Raw genomic sequence first — 23,056 nt, forward strand, 5'->3', positions numbered from 1 at the left:
TGATGAGGCTGCTTTCGTCTGTACTTTTGTGTTCCGCCAGCCTGGCCGGTCTCTCGACCCCCGCCCTTGCGCAAAATGCGGATACTTCCGCTGACGAAGCGGTCGCCGGCAACGTCATCATCGTCCAGGCTCGCCGCCGCGACGAGGCGGTGCAGGATGTTCCGGCAGTCATCGACACGGTGACGGCGGACGACGTGGCCAAGCTCAACATCCGTGACTTCAAGGAAGTCTCCACCCTCGTCCCCGGCCTCCAGCTCACCACCGAGGCGAACGGCGTCGGCGGCGGCGGCCGCCTGCGCGGCGTCAACTTCGACGTCTCGGCCAGCGGCACCAACCCGACGGTCGAATTCTACTTCAACGACGCGCCGATCACGGCGGGCGTGATCCTGCAACAGATGTACGACATCGGGCAGATCGAAGTGCAGCGCGGGCCGCAGGGCACGCTGCGCGGTCGCGCCGCGCCTTCGGGCTCGATCACCATCGGCGCCAAGAAGCCCGACCTCTACTCGGTGGGCGGCTTCACCGATATGACCGCCAACGATATCGGCACGCTCAACTTCAAGGGCGGCTTCAACCTGCCCATCATCGAAGGCATCGCCGCGATCCGCGTCGCCGGTGTCTGGGACGAGAACGAGGCCGACCGCGTCCGCCCGATCACTTCCGCGCGCGATCCCTTCCAGCGCACCAAGAGCGGCCGCATTTCCGCTATCGTGCAGCCCACCGACTGGCTCAAGTTCGAGGGCATGTACCAGAAGATGGACCGCAAGGCCCGTCTCTACGATCAGGTCGCGTCCTTCAGCGAAGTGAACCCCGACGCAGCTGCGAGCCCGGTCTATATCGACAGTTCAGACCGCCGCTCGATCATGGAATCGCCGCGTCCGATCCACCAGATCTACGACATCTACAACTGGCGCGCGGAGGCATCGGGCTTCGGGCAAGTGCTGATCTATCAGGGCCAGCACTATACCCAGAAGATCACCGGCATCGAAAATTCGGACGAGGCCAACTTCTTTTCCGCCGGAACCGTTCAGGACACCTATTCGTCGCCCAAGGCGACCTCGCACGAAATCCGCCTGCAGAACGACGCGCGCATCGCTGACATCTTCGACTATGTCGTCGGCTTCTTCGACTACAAGAACGACAACCCGACGACCCTCAACCGCCCGACGATCCTCGGCTATCCGACGAGCGCGACGACCGGCGCCATTTTTGGCATCGTCAACACCGCCATCGACCGTACCAACACCAGCCACGAGCAGTCGTTCTTCGGCAACCTGACCGCGCACCTGGGTGAAGGGACCGAAGTTTCCGGCGGCGTGCGCCACATCTCCTACACTTCGCAAAACGGCCTGTTCATCAACGGCGCCTCGACCGCCACGACCGGGCAGGATGCGAAGAAGTGGATCTACTCCGCCTCGGTGAAGCACAACTTCTCGCCGGATTTCATGGTCTATGCGAGCACGGGAAGCTCCTGGCGTCCCGGCATCAACGTGGTCGGCGATTTCAGCCAGCGCATGTCGGAACTGGAGGACAGCTTCGTCAACCTGCCGCCGGAAAGCTCCAAGTCCTATGAACTGGGCTTCAAGAGCACGCTTATGGGCGGCCGCATGCGCCTGAACGCGACGGCCTACCACCAGAAGTTCAAGAACTATCCGTACCGCACCGGCGGGCGCGGGGTCTACTTCGTCGATTACACCAACCCGGACAACCCGGTGGTGACCCAGTTCAACTTCGTCGGCGCCGTCCCGGTCGAGGTCAACGGCATCGAGGGCGACGTTTCGATCGACGTGATGGACGGCTGGAACCTGGGTCTCGTCGCCAGCTACTCGATCGGCAAGATCAAGAGCGGCACGGTTCCGTGTAACGACCTCAACGGGGACGGCGTGCCGGACGTGATCACGTCCGCGCCTTCGCTGCCGGTTCTGCAGGCTGCGGTCGGCAGCGACAACATCTCGGCTTGCCAGGTCAACCAGCGCTCCGGCTTCCAGGCGCCGTTCAGCGCAACGCTGACCAGCGAATACAGCTTCGCGGTGAGCGATCACGTCAATGCGTACGTGCGCGGCCTGTTCAACTTCTTCGGCAGTTCGCGCGTCGATCCGGTGAACATTTACGACAACCTCGGCTCTTACGGTCTGGTCAATGTCTTTACCGGCATCCGCGACGCCAAGGGGGCTTGGGAAGTCTCGCTCTTCGCCAAGAACCTGCTGGACACCACCAAGACGCTGACCCGGACCGACCCGCTGTTCACGTCCTATCGCAACATTCTGGGGGGCGGCGCGGCGACCACGTTCACCAGCACATACAATGGCGTGACCACCACCGCCCCGCGCGAGTTCGGTATCAACGTCCGCTACGCCTTCGGTAGCCGCTGAGCCTTACTCCGTCGCCGATTGCCCCGCCAATAAAGCGGGCAATCGGCGGCGCAGCAGCGCCACGAACAGGCTGACCTTGGGGGAGAGGTGCTTGAGGCGTGGATAGACGGCCCAGATCGGTCCGTCGTCGGGACATTCTCCGGCGAGCACTTCCTCCAGCCGGCCCTCTGCGATCGCCGCTGCCGTATAGAACGCGGGCAACTGGCACACGCCCATGCCCTCCAGCGCCGCTTCCAGCACCATCGTTCCGTTGTTGCAGCGCCAGCGCCCTTCCGGACGAAAGGTTTCGCCGCACTGGAAGTGCCAGAGCGCGGCCGAGCCGACGAGACAGTCGTGCTCCTTCAACTCGGCGATGCGTTGTGGGCGTCCCTTCGCGGCGAGATAGGCGGGCGCGGCGGCGGTGACCATCGCCCGCGAAGCCACCCGTGTCGCGACGAGGCGCGAGTCCTCCAGATGCCCCGTGCGGATGGCGATGTCGTAGCCGTCGCGGATCAGATCGACGACGTCGTTGTCGAGGTCGCAGGCGATCGCGAGCCTGGGATGCTCACGCGCATACTCGCGCAAAACCGGGCCGATGAACCGCTCTCCCAATGTGTACGAGCAGGTGATGCGCAAGTTGCCGCGCGGGCTGCCCTGCGCGGTGACGGCGGCGATGGCGTCCTCGCGCTCGGAGATCAGGCGGCTGCCGGTCTCGTAGAAGATGCGGCCCGCTTCGGTCAGCCCCAGCGAGCGAGTGGTGCGATGGAACAACTGGCTGCCGAGCTTCGCCTCCAGCCGGGAAACGGCGCGGCTCATGTGCGTGACCGAAGCGCCGAAGCTGCGTGCGGCGGCGGTGAAGCTGCCGGTCCGCGCCACCGTCACGAATTCCTCGATGCCGTCCCAGGCTCCAATCACGATTTTTTCCACTCGGTTATAATGCTTTTCCCAAGAACCCCATTAACGACAATCCGGCAAGGCGCTAGAACCCGCGGCGAAAAGGAGACACCCCGCATGAAGACCCGCGCTGCCGTTGCCTTCGAGGCGAAGAAGCCGCTCGAAATCGTCGAAGTGGACCTGGAAGGGCCGAAGGAAGGCGAAGTCCTGGTCGAGATCATGGCGACCGGCATCTGCCACACCGACGCCTACACGCTCGACGGCTTCGACAGCGAGGGCATCTTCCCCTCGATCCTCGGCCATGAAGGCGCCGGGATCGTGCGCGCGGTGGGACCGGGCGTCACCAGCGTGAAGCAGGACGACCACGTGATCCCGCTCTACACGCCGGAATGCCGCCAGTGTAAGTCGTGCCTCTCGGGCAAGACCAACCTGTGCACCGCGATCCGCGCCACGCAAGGCAAGGGCCTGATGCCCGACGGCACCAGCCGGTTCAGCTACAAGGGCCAGCAGATCTTTCACTACATGGGCTGCTCGACCTTCTCGAACTTCACCGTCCTGCCCGAGATCGCGGTCGCCAGGATACGTGAGGACGCGCCGTTCCAGTCGTCGTGCTACATCGGCTGCGGCGTCACCACGGGCGTGGGCGCGGTGATCAACACCGCCAAGGTGCAGGTGGGCGACAACGTCGTCATCTTCGGCCTCGGCGGCATCGGCCTCAACGTGATCCAGGGAGCCCGCCTTGCTGGCGCGAACAGGATCATCGGCGTCGACATCAATCCCGATCGCGAGGAATGGGGCCGCCGCTTCGGCATGACCGATTTCCTCAATACGAAGGGCATGAGCCGCGAGGACATCGTGGCGAAGATCGTGCTGATGACCGACGGCGGCGCCGACTACACCTTCGACGCCACCGGCAACACCGAAGTGATGCGCACTGCTCTGGAAGCCTGCCATCGCGGCTGGGGCACTTCGATCATCATCGGCGTGGCCGAAGCGGGCAAGGAGATCGCGACGCGCCCGTTCCAGCTGGTCACCGGCCGCAACTGGCGCGGCACCGCGTTCGGCGGCGCCAAGGGCCGTACCGACGTGCCCAAGATCGTCGACATGTACATGACCGGCAAGATCGAGATCGACCCGATGATAACTCACGTCATGGGCCTTGAAGAAATCAACACCGCCTTTGATCTGATGCACGCGGGCGAATCCATTCGCTCGGTCGTGGTCTTCTGAAGAGGGAAATTTCGATGTTCACGCATATCATGGTCGGCGCCAATGACGTTCCGGCCGCCAAGACCTTCTACGATGCCGTTCTCGGCGCGCTCGGTCATGGCGAGGGCAACTTGATCGGCGAAGGGCACGGCGTCGGATACGCCACGTCTGGCGGCTTCTTCGCTGCGGTGACCCCGCGCGACGGCAATGCGCCGAGCTTCGCCAACGGCGGCACGATCGGCTTTGCCGCATCCGGTCCCGATGCGGTCGATGCCGCCCATGCTGCAGGTCTTGCTGCGGGTGGCACCTGTGAAGGCGCACCCGGCCCGCGCGAGATGTTCCCCGGTGCCTACGGCGCGTACTTGCGCGATCCGACCGGCAACAAGCTCTGCCTCTGGCAGGCACCGAAGGCCTGATGCGATGAGCCTGGAGACGATTTCCACCAACCGCAGCCACGGCGGCACGCAGGGCGTCTATCGCCACGACAGCGCCGAGACCAGAACGCCGATGACGTTCTCCGTCTTCGTGCCGGACCATGAGCCGGGCACGAAGCTGCCGGTATTATGGTATCTCTCCGGGCTCACGTGCACGCATGCGAACGTCACCGAGAAGGGTGAGTTTCGTGCAGCATGCGCGCAGCATGGCGTGATCTTCGTCGCGCCGGATACCAGTCCGCGCGGCGACGACGTGCCTGACGATGAGAGCTACGACTTCGGCAAGGGCGCGGGCTTCTACGTCGATGCGACGCGTGATCCCTGGGCGCAGCATTTCCGCATGCGCTCTTATATCGAGGCCGAATTGCCCGCGCTTGTTGCGCAGCATTTCCCGGCCGACATGGCGCGGCAGGGGATCACCGGCCACTCGATGGGCGGACATGGCGCGCTGACGATCGCGCTGCGTAATCCCGATCGCTTCCGTTCGGTCAGTGCGTTCTCGCCGATCGTCTCGCCGCTTAATTGCCCGTGGGGCGACAAGGCGCTGACGGGCTATCTTGGCAAAGACCGTGCCGACTGGCGCGCTTATGACGCCTGCGCGCTGATCGAGGACGGCGCGCGCGTTCCGGCGCTGCTGGTCGATCAGGGGACGGCGGACGGCTTTCTCGAAGAGCAACTGCGCACGCCCCTGCTCGCCGCAGCATGCGAGAAGGCGGGGCAGGCCGCGACGATCCGCATGCAGGAAGGGTACGACCATTCGTACTACTTCATCTCCACGTTCATGCCGCAGCACGTCGCCTGGCACGCGGAGCGCCTTCGCGCCTGAGGCTATCCGGCCCCAGCCCGGCCCGGTCTTGTCAACGCCCTGCCAGAATGACGGGCGCGATCTGGCGGCTGGCCACTTCGCGCAGGACGAAGCTGCTGCGGATGCGCCGCACATGGGGAAGCACCGAGAGTTCCTTTCGGTAGATCATGTCGTAATCCTCGAGCGACTGCACGTTGAGGATCATGAGGAAATCGGTGTCGCCCGTCACGAAGGCGCAGAATTGCATCGACGGGCTCTGCAGCACGGCGTTCTCGAAGTCCTGCAGCACCGATTCCGTCTGCGCTACGAGTTCGATCGAGACCATCACCAGCGTCCCGTACCCCAGCGAACGGACGTTGAGGTTCGCCGAATAGTGGGTGATGTAGCCCGCTTCCTCCAGGATCTTGCGGCGACGGGCGACCGCCGTGCTCGACAGATGGACCTTCTCGCCCAGCCACACGTCCGATGCGCGCCCGTCGGAAACGAGGGCACGCATCAGCTTGAGGTCGGTATCGTCGAGTTCATGCTGCGCGGGCTTGCCGCGCGCAGCATCCAGCCAGTGCAGTTTACCGGACTGCATATCCATCTTGTTGAGCGCCCCTTTTTTCAACTTCGAAACCATAGTGCCGAATGTCCTTTGGATTTCAAACAAAAGGGCGTGGGAGGGTGCGTTATTCCGACAGAATGTTGTCGAACCATCCGGTATCGCCACCAATCGGCATCCCGGCGGGAATCGGCGGGCGAGGGCGGCTGGTCTTGCCGATCTCGACCGAGAGGCGTTCGGGATCACGCAGCAGCGTGGCCATCGAGACCTGCCACAGCGCATCCTCGGAGCCGCCCTTCGCCTTCGCGAAGCCCGCAGCGGTTTCCTTGAGGTAGCCGTCGAGCAGGGCGGCGACGTCGGCGGGGGTATCGGCATCGGCCCGCGCGGTGGCCATGGCGAGCAGGGTGGCCTGCGAAATCCGGCGCGACACCGCATCGCCGTGCGCGGCCACGACCGGGGAGAGCTTGCCCAGCAGTGTGCCGACGCCGGGCTGGCCCGCATCATAGCCGTGCTGGATGTGCAGGCGCGTCAGGCGTGCGGGCGCGAGCAGGCTGTCGAGCGTGACTTGCGCGGCGACCTGTGCGGCGACGAGCGGATCGAAGACCGCCGCGCCCGCGCCGCGCATCACTTCGGGCACGGCTTCGGCATCGGGGCGGGCGCTGCTGCCGCTCGAAAGCATCATCGCCAGCGAGGCGGGCACTGTCAGTTCATGGGAGGAGAGGGTGCCGACAAGCGCGTCGATCGCTTCCAGCTGCTGCGCGGCAGGGACCGGAGAGGGCGCGCCGCGCCCGTCGCCGACGACGGCGTATTCATAGTTCACGCCGCCCACCAGCTTGCCGGTGGCATCGATCGAGTAACGGTGGAACAGCCAGATCGGCACGAACTTGCGCCTCAGGTTGGACAGCGGTTCGCCCGACACAAGCACGCCGGGGCCGAAGTTCGCCAGCGCGATGCGGCGCACCTCCATGGTGTGGGCGAGGTCAGCGGGGGTGTCGTTGCCCTCGGTCCACATGTTGACGCCGGGCACCGCGAGGTCGGGCGCGCGGCCATCGACGTCGGTACCGAAGATCAGCCCTGCCTTGTGGATCGCATCGGCCTTGGCGGCAGCCTCCGCATCCCCGTCCACGCCGGGGGCGGGCTGGCCGTAGAGCCAGTCCACGGTGAACTTGTCCCACTTGCCGATGCCAGTGGCGTAAGCGTCGCTGAGGTCCAGTTTGCCGCGGGTTATGGCGACCTTGGGCGCGGGGTAGTCCATCACCGAGGCGCGGTCCTGCAGGCTGGCCTTGAAGTTGTGGACGAAGCCGATCGCATGGCCGACCTCGTGCGCACCGAGCTGGCTGATGCGGGCGAGCGCGGCGCGGACAGGGTCGTTGGGGCCGCCGGTGTTGTTCTGCGCGGTGCCGACGAGACCCTCGAAGATGGTGATGTCCTGCCGCACGCGCAGGGCGCCAAGCACGACCACGCCCTTGACGATCTCTCCGGTGCGCGGGTCGATCACGCCGCCGCCGTAGGACCAGCTGCGGTTCTGGCGGTCGGTCCAGTTGACCACGTTGTAGCGCACGTCCTGCGGATCGACGCCGGGGGGCAGGATCTCCACCTTGAAGGCATCGACGAAGCCCGCCGCGTCGAAGGCGTCGGCCCACCAGCGCACGCCGTCGGCCAGCGCGGTGCGGATCGGATCGGGCGCGGCGCTGTCGATGTAGAAGACGATCGGCTTCTTGACCGGAGAGCGCGCGGCGGACGGGTCGGTCTTCTCCAGCCGGAAGCGGTTGGAATATTCGACCAGCATCGGCGTGCCCAGCGGGGTGCCGAAGTCATAGGCCTGCGTGGCGTGGCTGCCCGAGCGGATGTCGAACTTGCGCGGCACGAAGCCGGGTTCGGGCAGCGCGATCAGCGAGGAATGGACGGTGACGCTGACCGCGCGGCCATCGGGGGCGAGCGTATCGAGTTCGCGGCCCGCGCTGTCGGCGGTGAAGGTCTGGACCGTCTCCAGCTCGACGTTCTTCGGGAAGACCCTGACCGAGGCGGGATCGAGCGCGCTGAGCTTTTCCGACAGCTTGTAGCCCTTGGCGCTTTCGCCGATCGCGCCTGCCAGGTCCATCGCGTCGGTCATCAGCAGCGGGGTGAGGTCGACGGTGACGCCGCTCCCGTTCAGGTTGGCAGCCTCGCTCACCACGTCGAGCATGGCGACGGTGCTGAACGGGAAGCTGGCCTTCGCGCCCATCTGCACGCCCGCGTCGCCGCTGGCGCGGAAGCGCGGGTTCTCGAACACGACGGCGACCTTGCCGCCCATGCGACGGAAGGCGAGCACCTTGGTATCGCCCTGCATGCCCCGGTCGATGCGGATCGCGGCGGAACCGAGGCCGGTCTTGATCGCCTGCGTGAACAGGTAGCGGCCCGAAGTGCCGTCGGCGGCGGGGGCGGGCAGGGTGAACAGCACCTTGCCCTTGGCCGCATCGACCTGCACCGGCAGCAACGAGCCTTCGGCGGTGGAGGCGACCGCGACCGGCGCGGCCCATGCGGGAAGGACGCTAAGACACGCGGCAACTGCGCAACTTGCGGCAAGAACAGGCTTCATGCGGGTGACGAACGACATCGCGATTATTCCCCTTTTGGCGCTGGTGTGCGGCGCTGGTGGCGAGAGCGTGAACCCCTCATCTCGCCGTTGCAGCAAAGCCTAGCGCAAACCTCGCGCAGCTTCCCCGAACTTATCGGGGCGGAACTGCTTGGCGTTGATGAAATCCTGCGCAGATGGGGGAATGTGCGAGATAATCATGCGCAGGCGCGGCATCGCTTGCACATGTCGCCTAGTGGATCGCCGATGCTGCGCTGCATTTCGCGAATCAGGGCGCAATCGCGTTCGGGAAAATGCGCAGGTTGCAGGCCGCTCGCACCAATCTTGCGTTGATTGCGAAATTAACGATGAAATCCATCAAGTGATCGACAAAATAGACGCAACTTTCTTGGGATCATTCGCTCCCTTCCGGATAGTATCGACGGCATCAGGCAGCGATCCGGATCGGGGGCAAACCGAAATCCAAGACGGACGCTGCCGGATGATGGGGTTCCCGCAAGGGTAGGCGGGAACGGGGAATACGGGTCTTTCAGCAAGCGCTTTGCCGGCGCCGCCGCGAGGGCGGTGAGCACATCCGTGTGCCTGGAGGAACCGCGTCCATTCCCCGTCCGTCGGGATGAGGGTGCCTGTGGCGAGAGATTCGGTCACAGGGAGTTTTTCGCGATGCGCAATGTAGTCCAGGCCTCGGGCCGATCCTCGCAGCGCCGAGGCATGATGGAAACCTTTTCAGCGCGTTCGGTCCGTGCCCTGCTGCTGGCAGGCGCGGCAGTGCCGCTGCTGCTCGCCGCTCCGGCCATGGCGCAAGGCGCGCCGACGCCTGCGGATGAGGAGCCGGTCAACGACATCGTCGTCACCGGTTCGCGCATCGTCGGCGACGGCTACAGCGCGCCGACTCCGGTCGCGGTGCTGGGCGAAGCGGACATCGCCGCGCAGGCCCCCGCGAACATCTCCGACTTCGTGAACCAGATGCCCGCCATCGCCGGTTCGGGCACTTCGGGCACGGCGTCAGGCGGGCTTTCGAACGCGGGTGCGGGCATCAACTCGATCGGCTTGCGCGGGCTGGGCGTCGGCCGCACGCTGGTGCTGGTGGACGGCCAGCGCTCGGTCGCCTCGACCGTGGGCGGCACCGTGGACATCAACACCATCCCGCAGGATCTGGTGAAGCGGGTGGAAGTCATCACCGGCGGCGCTTCGGCGGCCTATGGTTCTGACGCGGTGGGCGGCGTCGTCAACTTCATCCTCGACACCGGCTACAAGGGCTTCAAGATCGGCGCCGACACCGGCATCTCGACCTATGGCGACGCCTTCAACTACCGCTTCACCGGCACCGCGGGCTTCTCGCTGCTGGACGACCGGCTACACCTGCTCACCAACGTCTCCTACTTCAAGCAGAACCGCGAGGAGGGGATCGACCGCGACTGGAACAATTCCGGCTACTTCCAGATCAACAACCCCGCCTACGTCGCCGGCAACGGCGAGCCGCAGCGCCTCGTCGGCAGCGGCATCGGTCCGGCGGGCTACACCTCGGGCGGCCTCATCACCAGCGGCCCGCTGCGCGGCACCTATTTCCTTGGCGAGGGGCAGACCGGGCAGCTCAACTATGGCACCGTCTCCAGCCCGTGGATGATCGGCGGCGACTGGCAGACCACACTCGCCGGCCATGTCGGCACCAACACCCTCGTTCCGCTCGATGAACGCCTGAGCGCATTCCAGCGCGTCGGCTTCGAGATCACGCCCGACATCGAGATCTTCGGGCAGTTCTCCTACAACCGCTCGGTCAGCGCGTCCTCGTACCAGCAGACTCCCAGCACCGGGGTGACCATTGCGGCGGACAATGCCTACCTGCTCAGCCAGTACCCCACCGTCGCGGCGCAGATGGCGACGCAAGGGCTGTCCTCGATCACGGTGGGCACCTCCAACGCGGGCTTCCCGATCCCGGGGAGCAACATCAGGCGTCAGGTCTATCGCGGCGTAATCGGCGCCAAGGGCAAGTTCGACCTGTTCGACAAGCCGATGAACTGGGACGTCTACTACCAGAAGGGCGTCACCAAGGCGCGCGAGGAGCTGACCAACACCTGGATGAACTCGCGCATGGCTCTGGCGCAGGATGCAGTGTTCGACGGTTCGGGCAACATCGTGTGCCGCTCTACCCTGACTAATCCGGGCAACGGCTGCGTGCCGATCGACCGGCTGGGCACCAATGGCCCTTCGCAGGCGGCGCTCGACTACATCTACAACGACGGCAACCAGCCGCTGCGCCACCAGACGATCAAGCAGGACGTCGCCGCCGCCACCATTTCGGGCAAGGCCTTCGCGCTTCCCGCCGGCGATATCGCCTTCGCTACCGGCGTCGAGTGGCGGCGCGAGCAGATCAACGGTTCGGTCGATCCGGTCTTCAACTCGGGCTGGCTCTACGGCAACTTCCGGGTCAACCAGGGCAAGTACGACGTGGCCGAGGGTTTCCTCGAACTCGACGTGCCGATCTTCGACGGGATGAACGTCAACGCCGCCGCGCGTGGGACGCATTATTCCACGTCGGGCTGGGTCGGCACCTGGAAGGTCGGCGCCAACTGGCAGGCGCTGGACTCGCTGCGCTTCCGCGGCACGCTGAGCCATGACATCCGCGCGCCCAACCTCGATGAACTGTTTGCTGCGGGCACTGCGCGTACCAATTCGGTGATCATCCCGACGGGCGCGAATGCCCCTCAGACCGGATCGCTGCAGTTCGTGCAGAATGCCTTCGGAAACCGTGCGCTCAAGCCCGAAGTGGCCGACAGCTGGACGCTGGGCGCGGTGTTCGAGCCCAGCTTCCTGCCGGGCGTCTCGCTTTCGTTCGACTACTACGAGATCAAGATCAAGGACGCGATCGGATCGATCACCGCGCAGCAGACGGTGGATCTGTGCTATGAACAGAACATCACCTCCTACTGCCCGAACATTCACTTCGTGAACGGGCAGCTGAGCACGATCGACCTCACCCCGATCAACTTCGCCCGCCAGCAGACCAAGGGCTTCGACATCGAGGCCAGCTATACCGCGCAGGTGGGCCCCGGCACCCTGCGCCTGCACGGGCAGGCCACGCACTATATCGAGAACGTGGTCGACGACGGCATCAGCTTCCCGATCGACTACGCGGGCGTGCTGGCGGGCGGCACGTATGCCTCGCCCGACTGGGTCTACCGCGTCAGCGCGTTCTACGATATCGATCCGGTCAGCCTGAACCTGGTGGCGCGGGGCTTCACCGACGGCGTCTACGGCAACGACTGGATCGAGTGCGATGGCGACTGCCCGGCCAGCACCGCACAGTACCGCACGATCAACGACAACTCGATCAAGGGCGCGGTCTACTTCGACGCCTCGGTGGACTTCAAGTTCCCGACGATGGGCGACGGCATCGGCCACCTGACCTTCATCGTGAACAACCTGCTGAACAAGGACCCGGTGCTCGTCGGCAACGGTCCGGACGGCAACAACGTACCCGCTTATGCCCAGACCAACCGCAGCCGCTACGACGTGATCGGCCGCACCTTCCGCGTCTCCGCCAAGGTCGAGTTCTAAGAGAGGATTTCGGATCATGAAGACCGTCAAACGCGCCGCGCTCGCCGCCGCCCTTGCCACCACCGCGATGATGGGCGCCCCTGCCCATGCCGCCGCGCCGCAGCCGCTCAAGGACGAGGTCGCCAAGGAAGTCGAGGCGCAGCGCAAGCAGATCCAGGTCATGGTCGACCAGATCTTCAGCTTCGCCGAACCCGGCTTTCAGGAAGTGAAGACCAGCGAATACCTCACCGGCATCCTCGAAAAGAACGGCTTCACGGTGACGCGCGGGGTGGCGGGCATTCCCACCGCCTTCACCGCCACCTGGGGCAAGGGCGGGCCGAAGATCGCGCTGGGCAGCGACATCGACGACGTGCTCGGCGTGTCGCAGACCCCCGGCCTGCCGTATCTCAAGCCCATCGTCGAAGGCGCGCCGGGGCATGGCGAGGGCCATAACTCGGGCATGCCGCTGATCGTCGCCGCGGCCATCGCGGTGAAGAAGGTGATGACCAAGCACGGCCTCGAAGGCCGCCTGATGCTCTGGCCCGGCGTCGCCGAGGAGCTGCTGGCGACCAAGGCCTATTACGTGCGGGCTGGGCTGTTCAAGGACGTGGACGCCTCGATCTTCACCCACGTCAGTTCCGATTTCTCGACCGGCTACGGCGAGATGGGGAACAACGGCATGGTCTCGGTCGAATACAGCTTCAAGGGCAAGACCGCGCACTCGGCGGGCATGCCGTGGGAGGGGCGCAGCGCGCTCGACGCGGTGGAGATCATGGACGTCGCGTGGAACTTCCGGCGTGAGCACCTGCCGCTGACGCAGCGCTCGCACATGATCATCACCAACGGCGGCGGCCAGCCCAACGTGGTCCCGGACAAGGCCAGCATCTGGTACTTCTTCCGCGAGCGGACCTTCGCCGATATCCGCAAGCTCTACGAGACCGGCAACGACATCGCCAAGGCCGCCGCGCTCGCCACCGGCACTACGGTGAGCCAGCAGACGCTGGGCTATGCCGCGCCCAACTTCGGCAACAAGCCGCTGGCCGAAGCTGCCTATGCCAACATCAAGGCGGTCGGCATGCCGCAGTGGAGCCCCGACGACCAGGCTTTCGCCAAGGCCGCGCAGACCTTCAACGACCGCAAGATCGAGCCGCTGAAGTCGGAAGTCGCCGAACTCTCGACGCCGGAGAACCGCAAGCCCTCCACCGGTGGCGGCTCGGACGATATCGGCGACATCATGTGGGCGGTGCCGACGATCACCATCCGCTTCCCCTCGAACATCCCCAACATGATCGGCCACAATTCCACTTCGGCTTTCGCCATGGCCACCCCGATCGCGCACAAGGGCGTCGAGGCGGGCGCCAAGGCGGTAGCGATGACCGTGCTCGACATCCTGACGACGCCGCAGCTGGTCACCGACGCCAAGACCTATTTCACCGACGTCCAGCTGAAGACCGACACCTACGCGCCGGTGCTGACCGACAAGGACGTGCCCGCGATCTGGCTGAACGAGCGCAACATGCAACTCTACCGGCCGATGATGGAGAAATACTACTACAACCCGGCGAAGTACCCGACCTACCTCGACCAGCTGGGCGTCAAGTACCCCACCCTGACGAAGCCGGCGGAGTAATCGGGATGCGCAGCAACACACATTCCTCTGCCTCCCCCACCCCCGTCATTGCGAGCGGCGAAGCCGCGCGGCAATCCAGGGCAGAGCCGCGCCGCTCTGGATTGCTTCGCTACGCTCGCAATGACGAGCGAGGGGGGGACGACCGGCGCCCTGGCGGGTACGGGTTGCGTACCTTGATCGCCGCCGCCCTTGCTGCGGCCTCGCTCATTCCCGGAGCGGCGCAGGCGGCTGCCGACCCGGCGCTCAAGCAGGAAGTCGCCGCCGCCGTCGAGGCGCAGCGCAAGCAGATCCAGGTCATGGTGGACGAGATCTACTCGTTCGCCGAACCCGGCTTTCAGGAGGTGAAGACCAGCGAGTACCTCGCCGGTATCCTCGAGAAGAACGGCTTCACCATCGTGCGCGGCGTGGCCGGTGTCCCCACCGCGTTCACCGCGACATGGGGCACCGGCGGGCCGAAGATCGCGCTGGGCAGCGATATCGACGGGCTGCTTGGCGTCTCGCAGGTGCCCGGCGTGGCGGAGGTCAAGCCGCTAACCGAGGGCGCGCCGGGGCATGGCGAGGGGCATAACTCGGGCATGCCGCTGATGGTCGCCGCCGCGCTTGCCGCCAAGCAGGTGATGACGAAGCACGGGTTGCAGGGCCGCTTGATGCTGTGGCCCGGCGTCGCCGAGGAACTGCTGGCGACCAAGGCGTACTATGTGCGCGCGGGAATGTTCAAGGACGTCGACGCCTCGATCTTCGCGCACGTCAACACCGGGTTCGGCACCGGCTGGGGTGATCTTGGCCTGACGGGCATGATCTCCGTCGAGTACGAGTGGAAGGGCAAGACCGCCCACTCGGCGGGCATGCCGTGGGAGGGCCGCAGCGCGCTCGACGGCGTGGAGCTGATGGACGTCATGTGGAACTTCCGGCGCGAGCATCTGCCGCTGACGCAGCGTTCGCACGACGTCATCACCAACGGCGGCGGCCAGCCCAACGTGGTGCCCGACAAGGCGAGCAGCTGGTACTACTTCCGCGACAAGGACTTCGCCTCGCTGCGCAACCTCTACGAAGTCGGCAACCAGATTTCCGAGGCTTCGGCGCTGGCCACGGGCACCACGGTCAGCCGCAAGGTGCTGGGCTTCGCCGCGCCGAACTACGGCAACAAGCCGCTGGCCGAGGCGCTCTACGCCAATATCGAGACGGTGGGCGTACCGCAGTGGTCCGCCGCCGATCAGGCCTTTGCCAAGGCGGTGCAGGTGAAGAACCACCTCAAGGTCGCGCCGCTGCCCGACAAGGTGGCGCCGCTCTCCACCCCGGACTTGCGCGGCGATGCCAGCTTCGGCGGCTCGGACGACATCGGCGACGTGATGTGGACGGTGCCGACGGTCACCATCGGCTATCCGGCGAACATTCCCAACGTGATCTTCCACCACGCCACCGCCGCGATGGCGATGGCCACGCCGATCGCGCACAAGGGCACCGTCGTCGGCGCCAAGGCGGTGGCGATGACGATCCTCGATCTCGTCACCACGCCGCAGATCATCACGGAGGCCAAGACCTGGATGAAGGACGTCCAGCTCAAGGACCAGAAGTACGATCCGCTGATCGCCGCCACCGACATGCCCGCGATCGACCGCAACGCGCGCACGATGGCGCAGATCCGCCCCGCGATGCAGCCCAGCTACTACGATCCGAAGAAGTACGATTCCTACCTCCAGCAACTGGGCATCGATTACGAGGCTTCGGGTCGCGAAACCTCCGGCGCGGGCAGCTAGCCCCCCAGCGCGCCAACCGGCCGGGGTCACGAACACCCTGACAAGAGCCAACTGCCCCGGCCGGTTCTTTTCCTTACGATATCCTCCTTCCCACGAAGGGACCTGCAGATGGCACGCATCATCGTCATCGGCGCCGGCATCACCGGCGTCACGGCCGCCTACGCCCTGCTTTCGCGCGGGCACGAGGTCACCCTGGTCGAACGGCACCGCTACCCGGCGATGGAGACGTCCTTCGCCAATGGCGGGCAGCTTTCCGCCAGCAATGCCGAAGTGTGGAACTCCATGGCGACGATCACCAAGGGCCTGCGCTGGCTGCTGCGCCCCGACGCGCCGCTGCTGTTCAACCCGCGCCCCTCGCTGCACAAGTATTCGTGGATGGCGCAGTTCGTCGGCGCCATCGGCAGGCACCACGCCAACACCGTGGAAACCACCCGCCTTGCCATCGCCGCGCGCCGTCACCTGTTCGACATTGCGGAGCGCGAGGGCATAGATTTCGACCTCTCGCGCTGCGGCATCCTCCATTTCTATCGTAACGCCGAGACGTTCGAGGCGGCCCGGCGTGGCAACGTGCTGCTGCGCGAAGGCGGGCTGGAGCGCGAGGAAGTCTCGCCCGCCGATATCGCCCGCATCGAACCGATGCTCAGGGGCGATTTCTGCGGCGGCTTCTTCACCCCGTCCGATTCCACGGGGGACATTCACAAGTTCACCACCGGCCTCGCCCGCGCCTGCGCCCGCCTCGGCGCGCGGTTCGTGCTGGGCGGCGAGGTGGACGGCATAGCGCTTCGGCCCGACGGCGTGTCGGTCCGGCTGCAGGCGGCGGGCGGCCTTGGGGAAGGATCCGATACCGGCCGCCTGCAGGACTTTTCGACCGATGATCTCGGTGCCGAAACGGTCGTAGAGGGGGACATGGTGATGGTCTGCGCCGGGGTCGCCAGCCGCGCGCTGGCGGCAAAGCTGGGGGACCGAGTCAACATCTACCCGGTCAAGGGCTACTCGATCACCGTCATGCTGAACGACGACGAGAGCCGCGCCGCCGCGCCCGAGGTCAGCCTGCTCGACGAGGACGCCAAGATCGTCACCAGCCGCCTCGGCGCGGACCGTTTCCGGGTGGCGGGCACGGCGGAGTTCAACGGCTTCAACCGCGACATCCGCGCCGACCGCATCCGCCCGCTGGTCGACTGGAGCGAGCGGCACTTCCCCGGCATGAGCACGCGCCAGGTGGTGCCGTGGGCGGGCCTCAGGCCGATGACGCCGACGATGATGCCCTTCGTCGGCCGGGGACGGCATCCGCGCGTGTTCTACAACACCGGGCATGGGCATCTGGGCTGGACGCTTTCGGCGATCACGGCGGAACTGGTCGCGCAGATGATCCCGCCGGATGAGGCCGAACAGCGCCGCAGCGCCTGAGGCGTCAGGCCGTCAGCGTTTCCGAACGCGCGTCCACGAGGACCCGGTTGCGCCCTTCGCGCTTGGCACGATAGAGCGCGGCGTCGGCGGCCTTTATAAGCGTGGAGCCGTCGCGCTCCATGCTGTCCTCCCACGATGCGATGCCGAAGGACATCGTCAGCGATCCCAGCGCGCGGCCGCCCTGATGGACGATCAGTTCACTGATCGACTGGCGCACGGCGTCCACCCGTGCGGCGAGGGTGACTGCCGAAGTGCCGGGTGCGATGATCGTGAATTCCTCGCCGCCGAAGCGGCAGACGACGTCGCCGTCGCGGAAGCGGCTGCGCATTTCTGTCGCCACCGCCTGCAGCACGGCGTCGCCGGCATCGTGGCCGAACTCGTCGTTGAAGCGCTTGAAGTGATCGACGTCGCACATGACGAGGCTGAGCGGGCTGCCTGAACGCGAGGCTCGGGCGATTTCCAGCGCCAGCGTCTCTTCCATGTAGCGCCGATTGAACAGGCTGGTGAGCGGATCGCGGATGGTCTGCTCGCGCAGACCGCGCTGGAGGCGGTGGTTGACGAGGGCGGAGGCGATGTTCTCGGTCAGCACCGTCAGGCGGAAACGGTTCTCGGTTCCGACCACGCCCTTGAGGTAGAGCACGCCGATAACCTCGCCTCCCGCCAACAGCGGTTCGCAATGGTAATGGTCGGTCTGGTTGCCGACATGGGCGCAGACGATGTCGGAATCGGGCTCGACGACGAAGTGGCTCTGGCCTCGGCGCAGAGCCCAGCACTGATCGGGCGCGAAGCCTGATGAGGCAACATCCAGCCCACCCCAGGCCGCGATCGGCACCAGCAGGTTGCGCGAATTGTTGTGGGCGTAGAGCGCGCCCGGGATTTCGGGTAGCACGCGCGGGACGAAGACGCGGATGATCGATGCCAGTTCGTCGTCGGTGCGGGCGGCCTGCATGCGATGGGCCATGCCGCCGAGCAGTTCGATCACCTCGCCACGTTCGCGCAGGACTTCGGTGTTGCGGCTGAGTTCCGCATTGGCGACGTGGAGGCGATCCTGGCTTTCGTGCTGGTCGGCGACGGCGCCCTCCAGTTCCTCGGCCATGGCGTTGTAGCCGTTTGCCAGCCGTTCGAACTCGCTCGATTCCATGTGGGCATCAATGCGCGCGGCGCGGTCGCCCGCGCCAAGCTGGCCCATGACCGTCATCATCGCATCGACCGGGCGGCGGATGCGCCGGATCAGCGTGGCCGCGGTGTAGCCGACGAAGATCATCGTCAGCGGCACGCCGCCCAGCACCAGCCAGGTGATGTAGCTCAGGCGTTTGTCCACAACGTCGGTTCGCGTCGTCGACAGGGCGCGTTCCTCGTTGAGCAGGTCGCTCACGCGCGCCTCGACGAGTTGCATGAGATAGCGCCCGCGTCCCGATGCGACGGCGGCCTGTGCGCCGGTGAAATCACCCGCGCGGGTCTGCTTGGCGATCTGCTCCAGCAGGTCCGCGCGCTGGCCGATGAGGGTGCGGATCTGGACGGCGCGGTCGTTCTGGGCGGGATTGTCCTTGGTGAGGATGACAAGCTCGCCTGCCGCCGCTCGCGCCGCGCCGACTTCGGCCTCTACCGTCTCGCCGAATTCGGGGTTGTGCGTAAGGGCAAAGCCACGCTCGCCGGATTCCGCTTGTTGCAGATGCCCCATCGCGCGGTTTGCGGTCTTGAGCACCTGCGAAGAATGGATGACCCACGCGAGGCTGGCGCGCGTCTGCGCGGACCCTTCGAGCAGCAACCCTGCGAGCAGTGCCAGCAACAGGCACAGCACGCTGCACAGGATGACGATGCGACGCGACAACGACCCGACCAAGGGAATCTCCGTATAAGCGGGAGATAGAGCCCTCGGTCATCTGCCGCCGCGTTGCAATCGAAATTACAAAACTGAAATGTGACTTGAACGCGGCGGCAGGCGGTCTATCGGCACGTCAGGCGATGGTCGGCACGATCCCGCCTTCGACGCGGATCGCCGCGCCGTTGGTGATGGCGCCGAGCGGGCTGGCGAGCAGCGCGACCTGCGCCGCGATCTCGTCAGCTTCGATCAGACGGCGGATGAGCGACAAGGGGCGCAGCTTGGCGAAGAATTCCGCCTCGCGCTCGGCTTCCGGCGCATCCTTGTTGTCGACGACCGAACGGATGAACTCGACGATGCCTTCCGAGCGCGTCGGCCCGGGCATGACCGAATTCACCGTCACGCCGGTTCCGCGCGTCTGCTCTGCAAGGCCGCGCGCGATCGCTAGTTGGGCGGTCTTGGTCATGCCGTAATGGATCATCTCGCCGGGGATCACGAGCGCGCTTTCGCTGGCGATGAAGATCACGCGGCCCCAATCCTGTTTCAGCATCTTCGGGAAGTAGTGGCGGGCAAGGCGCGCGCCGCTGACGACGTTGACTTCGAAGAAGTGGTGCCAGTCCGCGTCGGTGATCTCGGTGAAGGGCTTGGCTTCGTAGATGCCGAGGTTGTTGACGAGGATATCGGCCTGCGGGACCGCGGCGATCAGGGTTTCGGCACCCTCGGCGGTTGCAGGGTCGGCGAGCACGGCGCGTACCTTGCCGCCGTTCGCCGCCGCCGCGCCGACTTTGGCTGCGGCTTCGTCGAGTTTCGCCTGATTGCGGCCGGAGATGACGACGTCCACGCCCTCGGCAGCGAGGCGCTCGGCGATGGCGAGGCCGATGCCGGCGGTCGAGCCGGTGACGAGTGCGGACTTGCCGGTGAGCTTGAGATCCATGACGTGATGTTCCTTCTGGTGTGGCCGGAACCTAGGTGCTCGCAGGATTGATGACTAGTGAGAGGTGGGGCATATCAGAAGTGAATCAGAATCACGGATCACGCGATGGACAACCGCTTCGGCGAAATGCAGATTTTCCTCGCCGTGGCACAGGGCGGCAGTTTTGCCAGTGCCGCCAAGGCGCTGCGCCTGACGCCCTCGGCGGTGAGCCGCGCCACGGCGCGGCTCGAGGGGCGGCTGGGCGTGCAACTTGTCTCGCGCACCACCCGGGCTCTGGCCCTGACTGCGGAAGGGGAAGTTTATCGCGGCCGGGTTGCGGGCCTCGTCGCGGAAATCGACGAGGTCGAGCGTGGCTTCGGTTCGGCGGAAGAAGCGCCTCGGGGGCCGCTGCGGATCAATGCCTCGGTGCCGTTCGGCATGCAGTGTCTGCTGCCGATCCTTCCGCGCTTTCGCAGGGCCTGTCCCGGGGTCACGGTCAATCTGGCGTTGTCCGATACCCTGGTCGATCTGGTGGAGGAGCGGGCCGACCTTGCCATCCGCATCGGCCCCTTGCGCGATACCGGCCTCAAGGCCAAGAAACTGGGGCGCAGCATGATGGCCGTTGTCGCAAGCCCCGAATATCTGCGCGAGCATGGCGAACCGGCGCATCCGCGCGACCTGGCGGACCACGCCTGTCTCCAGTTCAGCTTCCGCCGCTCGATCGATACATGGCCGTTCCGGGTCGATGGAGCGCTGGTGCAAAGGCCGATCGAGGCCGCCTTTCTGGGAAATTCCGGCGAAGTCGTGCGGATGATGGCGGTTGCGGGCGGCGGGATTGCCCGGCTGGGCCGGTTTCATGTCGCCGCTGATCTTGCGGCGGGAAGGCTGGTCGAAATCCTGACGCCATTCAATCCGGGCGACCATGAGGACATCCACGCCCTCTACGTCGGCCATCGGCGGCTGGCCTCGCGCATCCGGGCATTCCTCGATTTCCTTGATCGGGAACTGGTGCTGCCGGGAACGGGCTAGCGGGCGCGGCGGCCGGTCCTCCAGTTGAGCGTGGCGACGGTCAGCGCGGCGCCCAAGCTCAGTTCGCCGAGCCAGGCGATCGTGCCCATGGCAAGACCGAGCAATGCCGCGCTTACGGTCCAGCCTGCACCGAGCAGCAGCCATCCTGCCATTCGTACCGGCTGCATTTGCGCCTCCGTCAGCGATTTGCCGAGGAGATCGCGCTGGTGCCGCTTCATGGCGGCGGCCAGTGCAAGGAACCCGGCGAAGGCGATGAGGGCGGGAAGAAGATGCATCATGCGCTCGTCGCCTGGCGGGATGTTGCGCGCGGTTTCCGGCCGAGCGTCGCCTTGGCCCGCGCCCGGGCACTTTTCACGGCGGCGAGAAGGAAGCCGGCGGCAAGCAGCAGCATGACCAGATCGAAGGCAGCGAAAGTCCAGTCGCCTGCCAGCAGGCTGGGGAGCAGTCCGCGCGAAGTCGTCAGTGCATTGACGAGGGGTATGGCCACGAAGCAGGCACCGGCCATCGCCAGCGTCTCGGTCCACGCGCGGCCGGCGGGCCGTAGCATTCCCCATAGTCCGACGCCGAACCACGCGAGGAACAGGCTGTCGATTTCATGCTCGGCGCGGTCGGCCATTTCGAGGGGCAGCAGGCGGTTGGCGAGGAAGTAGGCCGCGATACCCGTCGCCAGTCCTGCGATGGCGGCAATATTGAGCCGCTCGACGATACGGAAACCCATGTGCGGGCGCGAGGGATCGGGCAGCCGTGCGCGCCGTTTCACGGTCCACAACACAAGGCCGCTGCCGACCATCACCGTCCCGCCGAGACCGCTCAGGAAATAGAGCCAGCGCAGGCCCCACTTGGCGAACCGGCCGGTGTGCAGGCCGATCATCACGCTCTCCGTTGCCAGTGCGGCTCCGGCGGCGCGGTGGGAGCCGATCGGGCGACCCGTGGCGCCTTCAAACGACGCCGTCTGCCCGCGCGCGCCGAATGGCGCTTCGGCGGCGCGGTTCATATCGATCCGGGCGGCGGCATCGTTGGGGTTGGCGATGCTGATATAGCCGACCCGCTCTCCGTGCCATTGGGCGGATGCTCGGCGGACCAGCGGCGCAAGATCGACCAGCGCGGCGTGTCTGCCGCTGGCCTCCACTTCGGCTGTACGCCCGAAGACCGCTTCGGAGAAGGCGGCGGGCGCTGCATAGTTGGCCGCGATGCCCCAGGGCATATACATCGACGCAAGCGTCACCAGCCCGGTGAAGGTGATCATGAGATGGAAGGGCAGCGCCAGCACGGCGGTGACGTTATGTGCGTCCAGCCAGCTTCTTTGCCCCTTGCCGAAGCGCAGCATGAAGAAATCGGCGAAGATCTTCTTGTGCGTGATCACGCCCGAGAGGATCGCCACCAGCATGAACATCGCCGCGACGCCGACAAGGTAGCGTGCCCACAGCACCGGCATGTAGTGCAGGTCGAAATGGAAGCGGTAGAGGAAGAAGCCGCCGCGCGTTTCTCGCGTGGTGATGGCACGGCCGTCACGGTCGAGCAGGGCGCTGGTCTCGCTCCGTTTCGCCGGGCGTTCGCCGGAAGGCTGCCAGTAGACTTGCGTGGTGGCGCTGCGGCTGTTGGGAAGGGAAATGTACCAGCTCTTCGCATCCGGGGCGACGGTGTTCAGATAGCGCATCGCACCTTGCGCGGCGATTGCCGGGTCGGCGTCGCCTGTCACTTCGGGCTGCATCCAGCGGGTGATCTCGTCCTGGAAGTAGGCTGCGGTCCCGGTGGCGAACATTGCGAAGAGCAGCCATCCGAGGAGCAACCCGCTCCAGGTATGAAACAATGCCATCGATTGGCGAAGGCTGTCCTTCATATCCGCCCTCCCATCGAGAGGGAGAACCACAATGCAGCGCCGAGCAACAGTCCGGAGCCTGCCAGCCACAGCCAGAGCCTGACCACCGAACGCGCTCCGAAGGCCACGAGCGCGAGCACGGCGAACAGGGCGAAGGAGGCTAGGGTCGCGGCCACGCTTGCATTGGCCGGATCGACGCCCAGCCCCTGCCAGAGCAGCCGCGCAAGACAGGCTGTCGCAACGGACGTCAAAAGGTAGTTGGCGGGTATCGCCGCAATCAGCCGCGCGGCGATCTCGCAGCGACCGATGGTGCCGTTGCGTACGGTCATC

General features: G+C 65.8%; 17 protein-coding genes. 9 read left to right on the plus strand and 8 right to left on the minus strand.

Annotation, left to right across the window (positions count from 1 at the left end; all coding sequences use genetic code 11):
• Positions 1 to 2: 2 nt before the first annotated feature.
• Positions 3 to 2,372 carry a TonB-dependent receptor gene (locus HWN72_RS18955; protein ID WP_211150971.1) on the plus strand — a complete coding sequence of 790 codons (2,370 nt, stop codon included), beginning with the start codon at positions 3 to 5 and terminating at the stop codon, positions 2,370 to 2,372.
• A gap of 3 nt (positions 2,373 to 2,375) precedes the next feature.
• On the opposite strand, the gene HWN72_RS18960 is transcribed toward HWN72_RS18955, so the two are convergent.
• Positions 2,376 to 3,266, minus strand: coding sequence for a LysR family transcriptional regulator (locus HWN72_RS18960; protein ID WP_289357217.1), 891 nt, complete (start codon positions 3,264 to 3,266; stop codon positions 2,376 to 2,378).
• A gap of 96 nt (positions 3,267 to 3,362) precedes the next feature.
• On the opposite strand from HWN72_RS18960, the gene HWN72_RS18965 reads away from it, so the two are divergent.
• Genes HWN72_RS18965 through fghA form a run of 3 tightly spaced genes read left to right on the plus strand, consistent with a single transcriptional unit; the run spans position 3,363 to position 5,714 of the window.
• Complete coding sequence (locus tag HWN72_RS18965; RefSeq protein WP_008831469.1) at positions 3,363 to 4,475, plus strand: S-(hydroxymethyl)glutathione dehydrogenase/class III alcohol dehydrogenase; 1,113 nt, start codon at positions 3,363 to 3,365, stop codon at positions 4,473 to 4,475.
• A gap of 14 nt (positions 4,476 to 4,489) precedes the next feature.
• Positions 4,490 to 4,870: a VOC family protein gene (locus tag HWN72_RS18970; protein ID WP_008831468.1), complete on the plus strand. Its 381-nt coding sequence runs from the start codon at positions 4,490 to 4,492 to the stop codon at positions 4,868 to 4,870.
• A gap of 4 nt (positions 4,871 to 4,874) precedes the next feature.
• Positions 4,875 to 5,714, plus strand: a complete 840-nt coding sequence (gene fghA / locus HWN72_RS18975) for an S-formylglutathione hydrolase (protein WP_211150973.1) — start codon at positions 4,875 to 4,877, stop codon at positions 5,712 to 5,714.
• A 31-nt stretch (positions 5,715 to 5,745) separates the two neighbouring features.
• Here the strand turns inward: fghA and HWN72_RS18980 are convergent, their stop codons facing one another.
• Both HWN72_RS18980 and HWN72_RS18985 read right to left on the minus strand, forming a co-directional pair.
• Complete coding sequence (locus HWN72_RS18980) at positions 5,746 to 6,315, minus strand: Lrp/AsnC family transcriptional regulator (protein ID WP_008831466.1); 570 nt, start codon at positions 6,313 to 6,315, stop codon at positions 5,746 to 5,748.
• A 49-nt stretch (positions 6,316 to 6,364) separates the two neighbouring features.
• Entirely contained in the window at positions 6,365 to 8,833 is a 2,469-nt protein-coding gene (locus HWN72_RS18985) for a zinc-dependent metalloprotease (RefSeq protein ID WP_211150974.1), read from the minus strand.
• Between the two features lie 642 nt (positions 8,834 to 9,475).
• Here HWN72_RS18985 and HWN72_RS18990 point away from each other — a divergent pair.
• The 4 genes from HWN72_RS18990 (at position 9,476) to HWN72_RS19005 (ending at position 17,143) form a co-directional block, all read left to right on the plus strand.
• Positions 9,476 to 12,370 (plus strand): TonB-dependent siderophore receptor, encoded by a 2,895-nt coding sequence (locus tag HWN72_RS18990; RefSeq protein ID WP_248006127.1) that lies wholly within the window; start codon positions 9,476 to 9,478, stop codon positions 12,368 to 12,370.
• A gap of 16 nt (positions 12,371 to 12,386) precedes the next feature.
• Positions 12,387 to 13,979: an amidohydrolase gene (locus HWN72_RS18995; protein WP_211150975.1), complete on the plus strand. Its 1,593-nt coding sequence runs from the start codon at positions 12,387 to 12,389 to the stop codon at positions 13,977 to 13,979.
• Positions 13,980 to 14,143: 164 nt separating this feature from the next.
• The gene (locus HWN72_RS19000; RefSeq protein WP_036527108.1) at positions 14,144 to 15,736 is read left to right on the plus strand and encodes a peptidase dimerization domain-containing protein; all 1,593 of its coding nucleotides are present in this window, start codon (positions 14,144 to 14,146) and stop codon (positions 15,734 to 15,736) included.
• Positions 15,737 to 15,844: 108 nt separating this feature from the next.
• Positions 15,845 to 17,143 carry a D-amino acid dehydrogenase gene (locus tag HWN72_RS19005; protein WP_036527111.1) on the plus strand — a complete coding sequence of 433 codons (1,299 nt, stop codon included), beginning with the start codon at positions 15,845 to 15,847 and terminating at the stop codon, positions 17,141 to 17,143.
• Positions 17,144 to 17,147: 4 nt separating this feature from the next.
• Here HWN72_RS19005 and HWN72_RS19010 read toward each other — a convergent pair whose 3' ends face one another.
• Positions 17,148 to 18,986, minus strand: coding sequence for a diguanylate cyclase (locus HWN72_RS19010; RefSeq protein WP_008831460.1), 1,839 nt, complete (start codon positions 18,984 to 18,986; stop codon positions 17,148 to 17,150).
• Positions 18,987 to 19,101: 115 nt separating this feature from the next.
• A complete protein-coding gene (locus HWN72_RS19015) occupies positions 19,102 to 19,899 on the minus strand; it encodes an SDR family NAD(P)-dependent oxidoreductase (RefSeq protein WP_008831459.1) in 798 nt (265 codons plus the stop codon).
• A gap of 105 nt (positions 19,900 to 20,004) precedes the next feature.
• On the opposite strand from HWN72_RS19015, the gene HWN72_RS19020 reads away from it, so the two are divergent.
• On the plus strand, positions 20,005 to 20,907 hold the full coding sequence (locus HWN72_RS19020) for a LysR family transcriptional regulator (RefSeq protein ID WP_036527113.1): 903 nt from the start codon (positions 20,005 to 20,007) through the stop codon (positions 20,905 to 20,907).
• Here HWN72_RS19020 and HWN72_RS19025 read toward each other — a convergent pair.
• From HWN72_RS19025 to HWN72_RS19035, 3 genes are read right to left on the minus strand one after another with little or no spacing between them, the layout of a single operon-like run.
• Positions 20,904 to 21,185, minus strand: coding sequence for a DUF3325 domain-containing protein (locus tag HWN72_RS19025; protein WP_036527116.1), 282 nt, complete (start codon positions 21,183 to 21,185; stop codon positions 20,904 to 20,906). The two genes, HWN72_RS19020 and HWN72_RS19025, sit on opposite strands and share 4 nt — an antisense overlap.
• Positions 21,182 to 22,747, minus strand: a complete 1,566-nt coding sequence (locus tag HWN72_RS19030) for a PepSY domain-containing protein (RefSeq protein ID WP_036527118.1) — start codon at positions 22,745 to 22,747, stop codon at positions 21,182 to 21,184. Before HWN72_RS19030 ends, HWN72_RS19025 begins: the two co-directional genes overlap by 4 nt.
• Positions 22,744 to 23,055 carry a hypothetical protein gene (locus tag HWN72_RS19035; RefSeq protein WP_008832197.1) on the minus strand — a complete coding sequence of 104 codons (312 nt, stop codon included), beginning with the start codon at positions 23,053 to 23,055 and terminating at the stop codon, positions 22,744 to 22,746. The genes HWN72_RS19030 and HWN72_RS19035 overlap by 4 nt, the downstream gene beginning before the upstream one ends.
• Position 23,056: the final 1 nt, after the last annotated feature.

Source organism: Novosphingobium sp. HR1a (assembly GCF_015594425.1).
GTDB lineage: Bacteria > Pseudomonadota > Alphaproteobacteria > Sphingomonadales > Sphingomonadaceae > Novosphingobium > Novosphingobium resinovorum_A.

What these genes read in the sequence shown, in the direction of transcription:
- HWN72_RS18955 (WP_211150971.1), top strand. Translation starts at nt 3, where the DNA reads ATGAGGCTGCTTTCGTCTGTACTTTTGTGTTCCGCCAGCCTGGCCGGT.
- HWN72_RS18965 (WP_008831469.1), top strand. Translation starts at nt 3,363, where the DNA reads ATGAAGACCCGCGCTGCCGTTGCCTTCGAGGCGAAGAAGCCGCTCGAA.
- HWN72_RS18970 (WP_008831468.1), top strand. Translation starts at nt 4,490, where the DNA reads ATGTTCACGCATATCATGGTCGGCGCCAATGACGTTCCGGCCGCCAAG.
- fghA (WP_211150973.1), top strand. Translation starts at nt 4,875, where the DNA reads ATGAGCCTGGAGACGATTTCCACCAACCGCAGCCACGGCGGCACGCAG.
- HWN72_RS18980 (WP_008831466.1), bottom strand. Translation starts at nt 6,315, where the DNA reads ATGGTTTCGAAGTTGAAAAAAGGGGCGCTCAACAAGATGGATATGCAG.
- HWN72_RS18985 (WP_211150974.1), bottom strand. Translation starts at nt 8,833, where the DNA reads ATGTCGTTCGTCACCCGCATGAAGCCTGTTCTTGCCGCAAGTTGCGCA.
- HWN72_RS18990 (WP_248006127.1), top strand. Translation starts at nt 9,476, where the DNA reads ATGCGCAATGTAGTCCAGGCCTCGGGCCGATCCTCGCAGCGCCGAGGC.
- HWN72_RS18995 (WP_211150975.1), top strand. Translation starts at nt 12,387, where the DNA reads ATGAAGACCGTCAAACGCGCCGCGCTCGCCGCCGCCCTTGCCACCACC.
- HWN72_RS19005 (WP_036527111.1), top strand. Translation starts at nt 15,845, where the DNA reads ATGGCACGCATCATCGTCATCGGCGCCGGCATCACCGGCGTCACGGCC.
- HWN72_RS19015 (WP_008831459.1), bottom strand. Translation starts at nt 19,899, where the DNA reads ATGGATCTCAAGCTCACCGGCAAGTCCGCACTCGTCACCGGCTCGACC.
- HWN72_RS19020 (WP_036527113.1), top strand. Translation starts at nt 20,005, where the DNA reads ATGGACAACCGCTTCGGCGAAATGCAGATTTTCCTCGCCGTGGCACAG.
- HWN72_RS19025 (WP_036527116.1), bottom strand. Translation starts at nt 21,185, where the DNA reads ATGATGCATCTTCTTCCCGCCCTCATCGCCTTCGCCGGGTTCCTTGCA.
- HWN72_RS19030 (WP_036527118.1), bottom strand. Translation starts at nt 22,747, where the DNA reads ATGAAGGACAGCCTTCGCCAATCGATGGCATTGTTTCATACCTGGAGC.
- HWN72_RS19035 (WP_008832197.1), bottom strand. Translation starts at nt 23,055, where the DNA reads ATGACCGTACGCAACGGCACCATCGGTCGCTGCGAGATCGCCGCGCGG.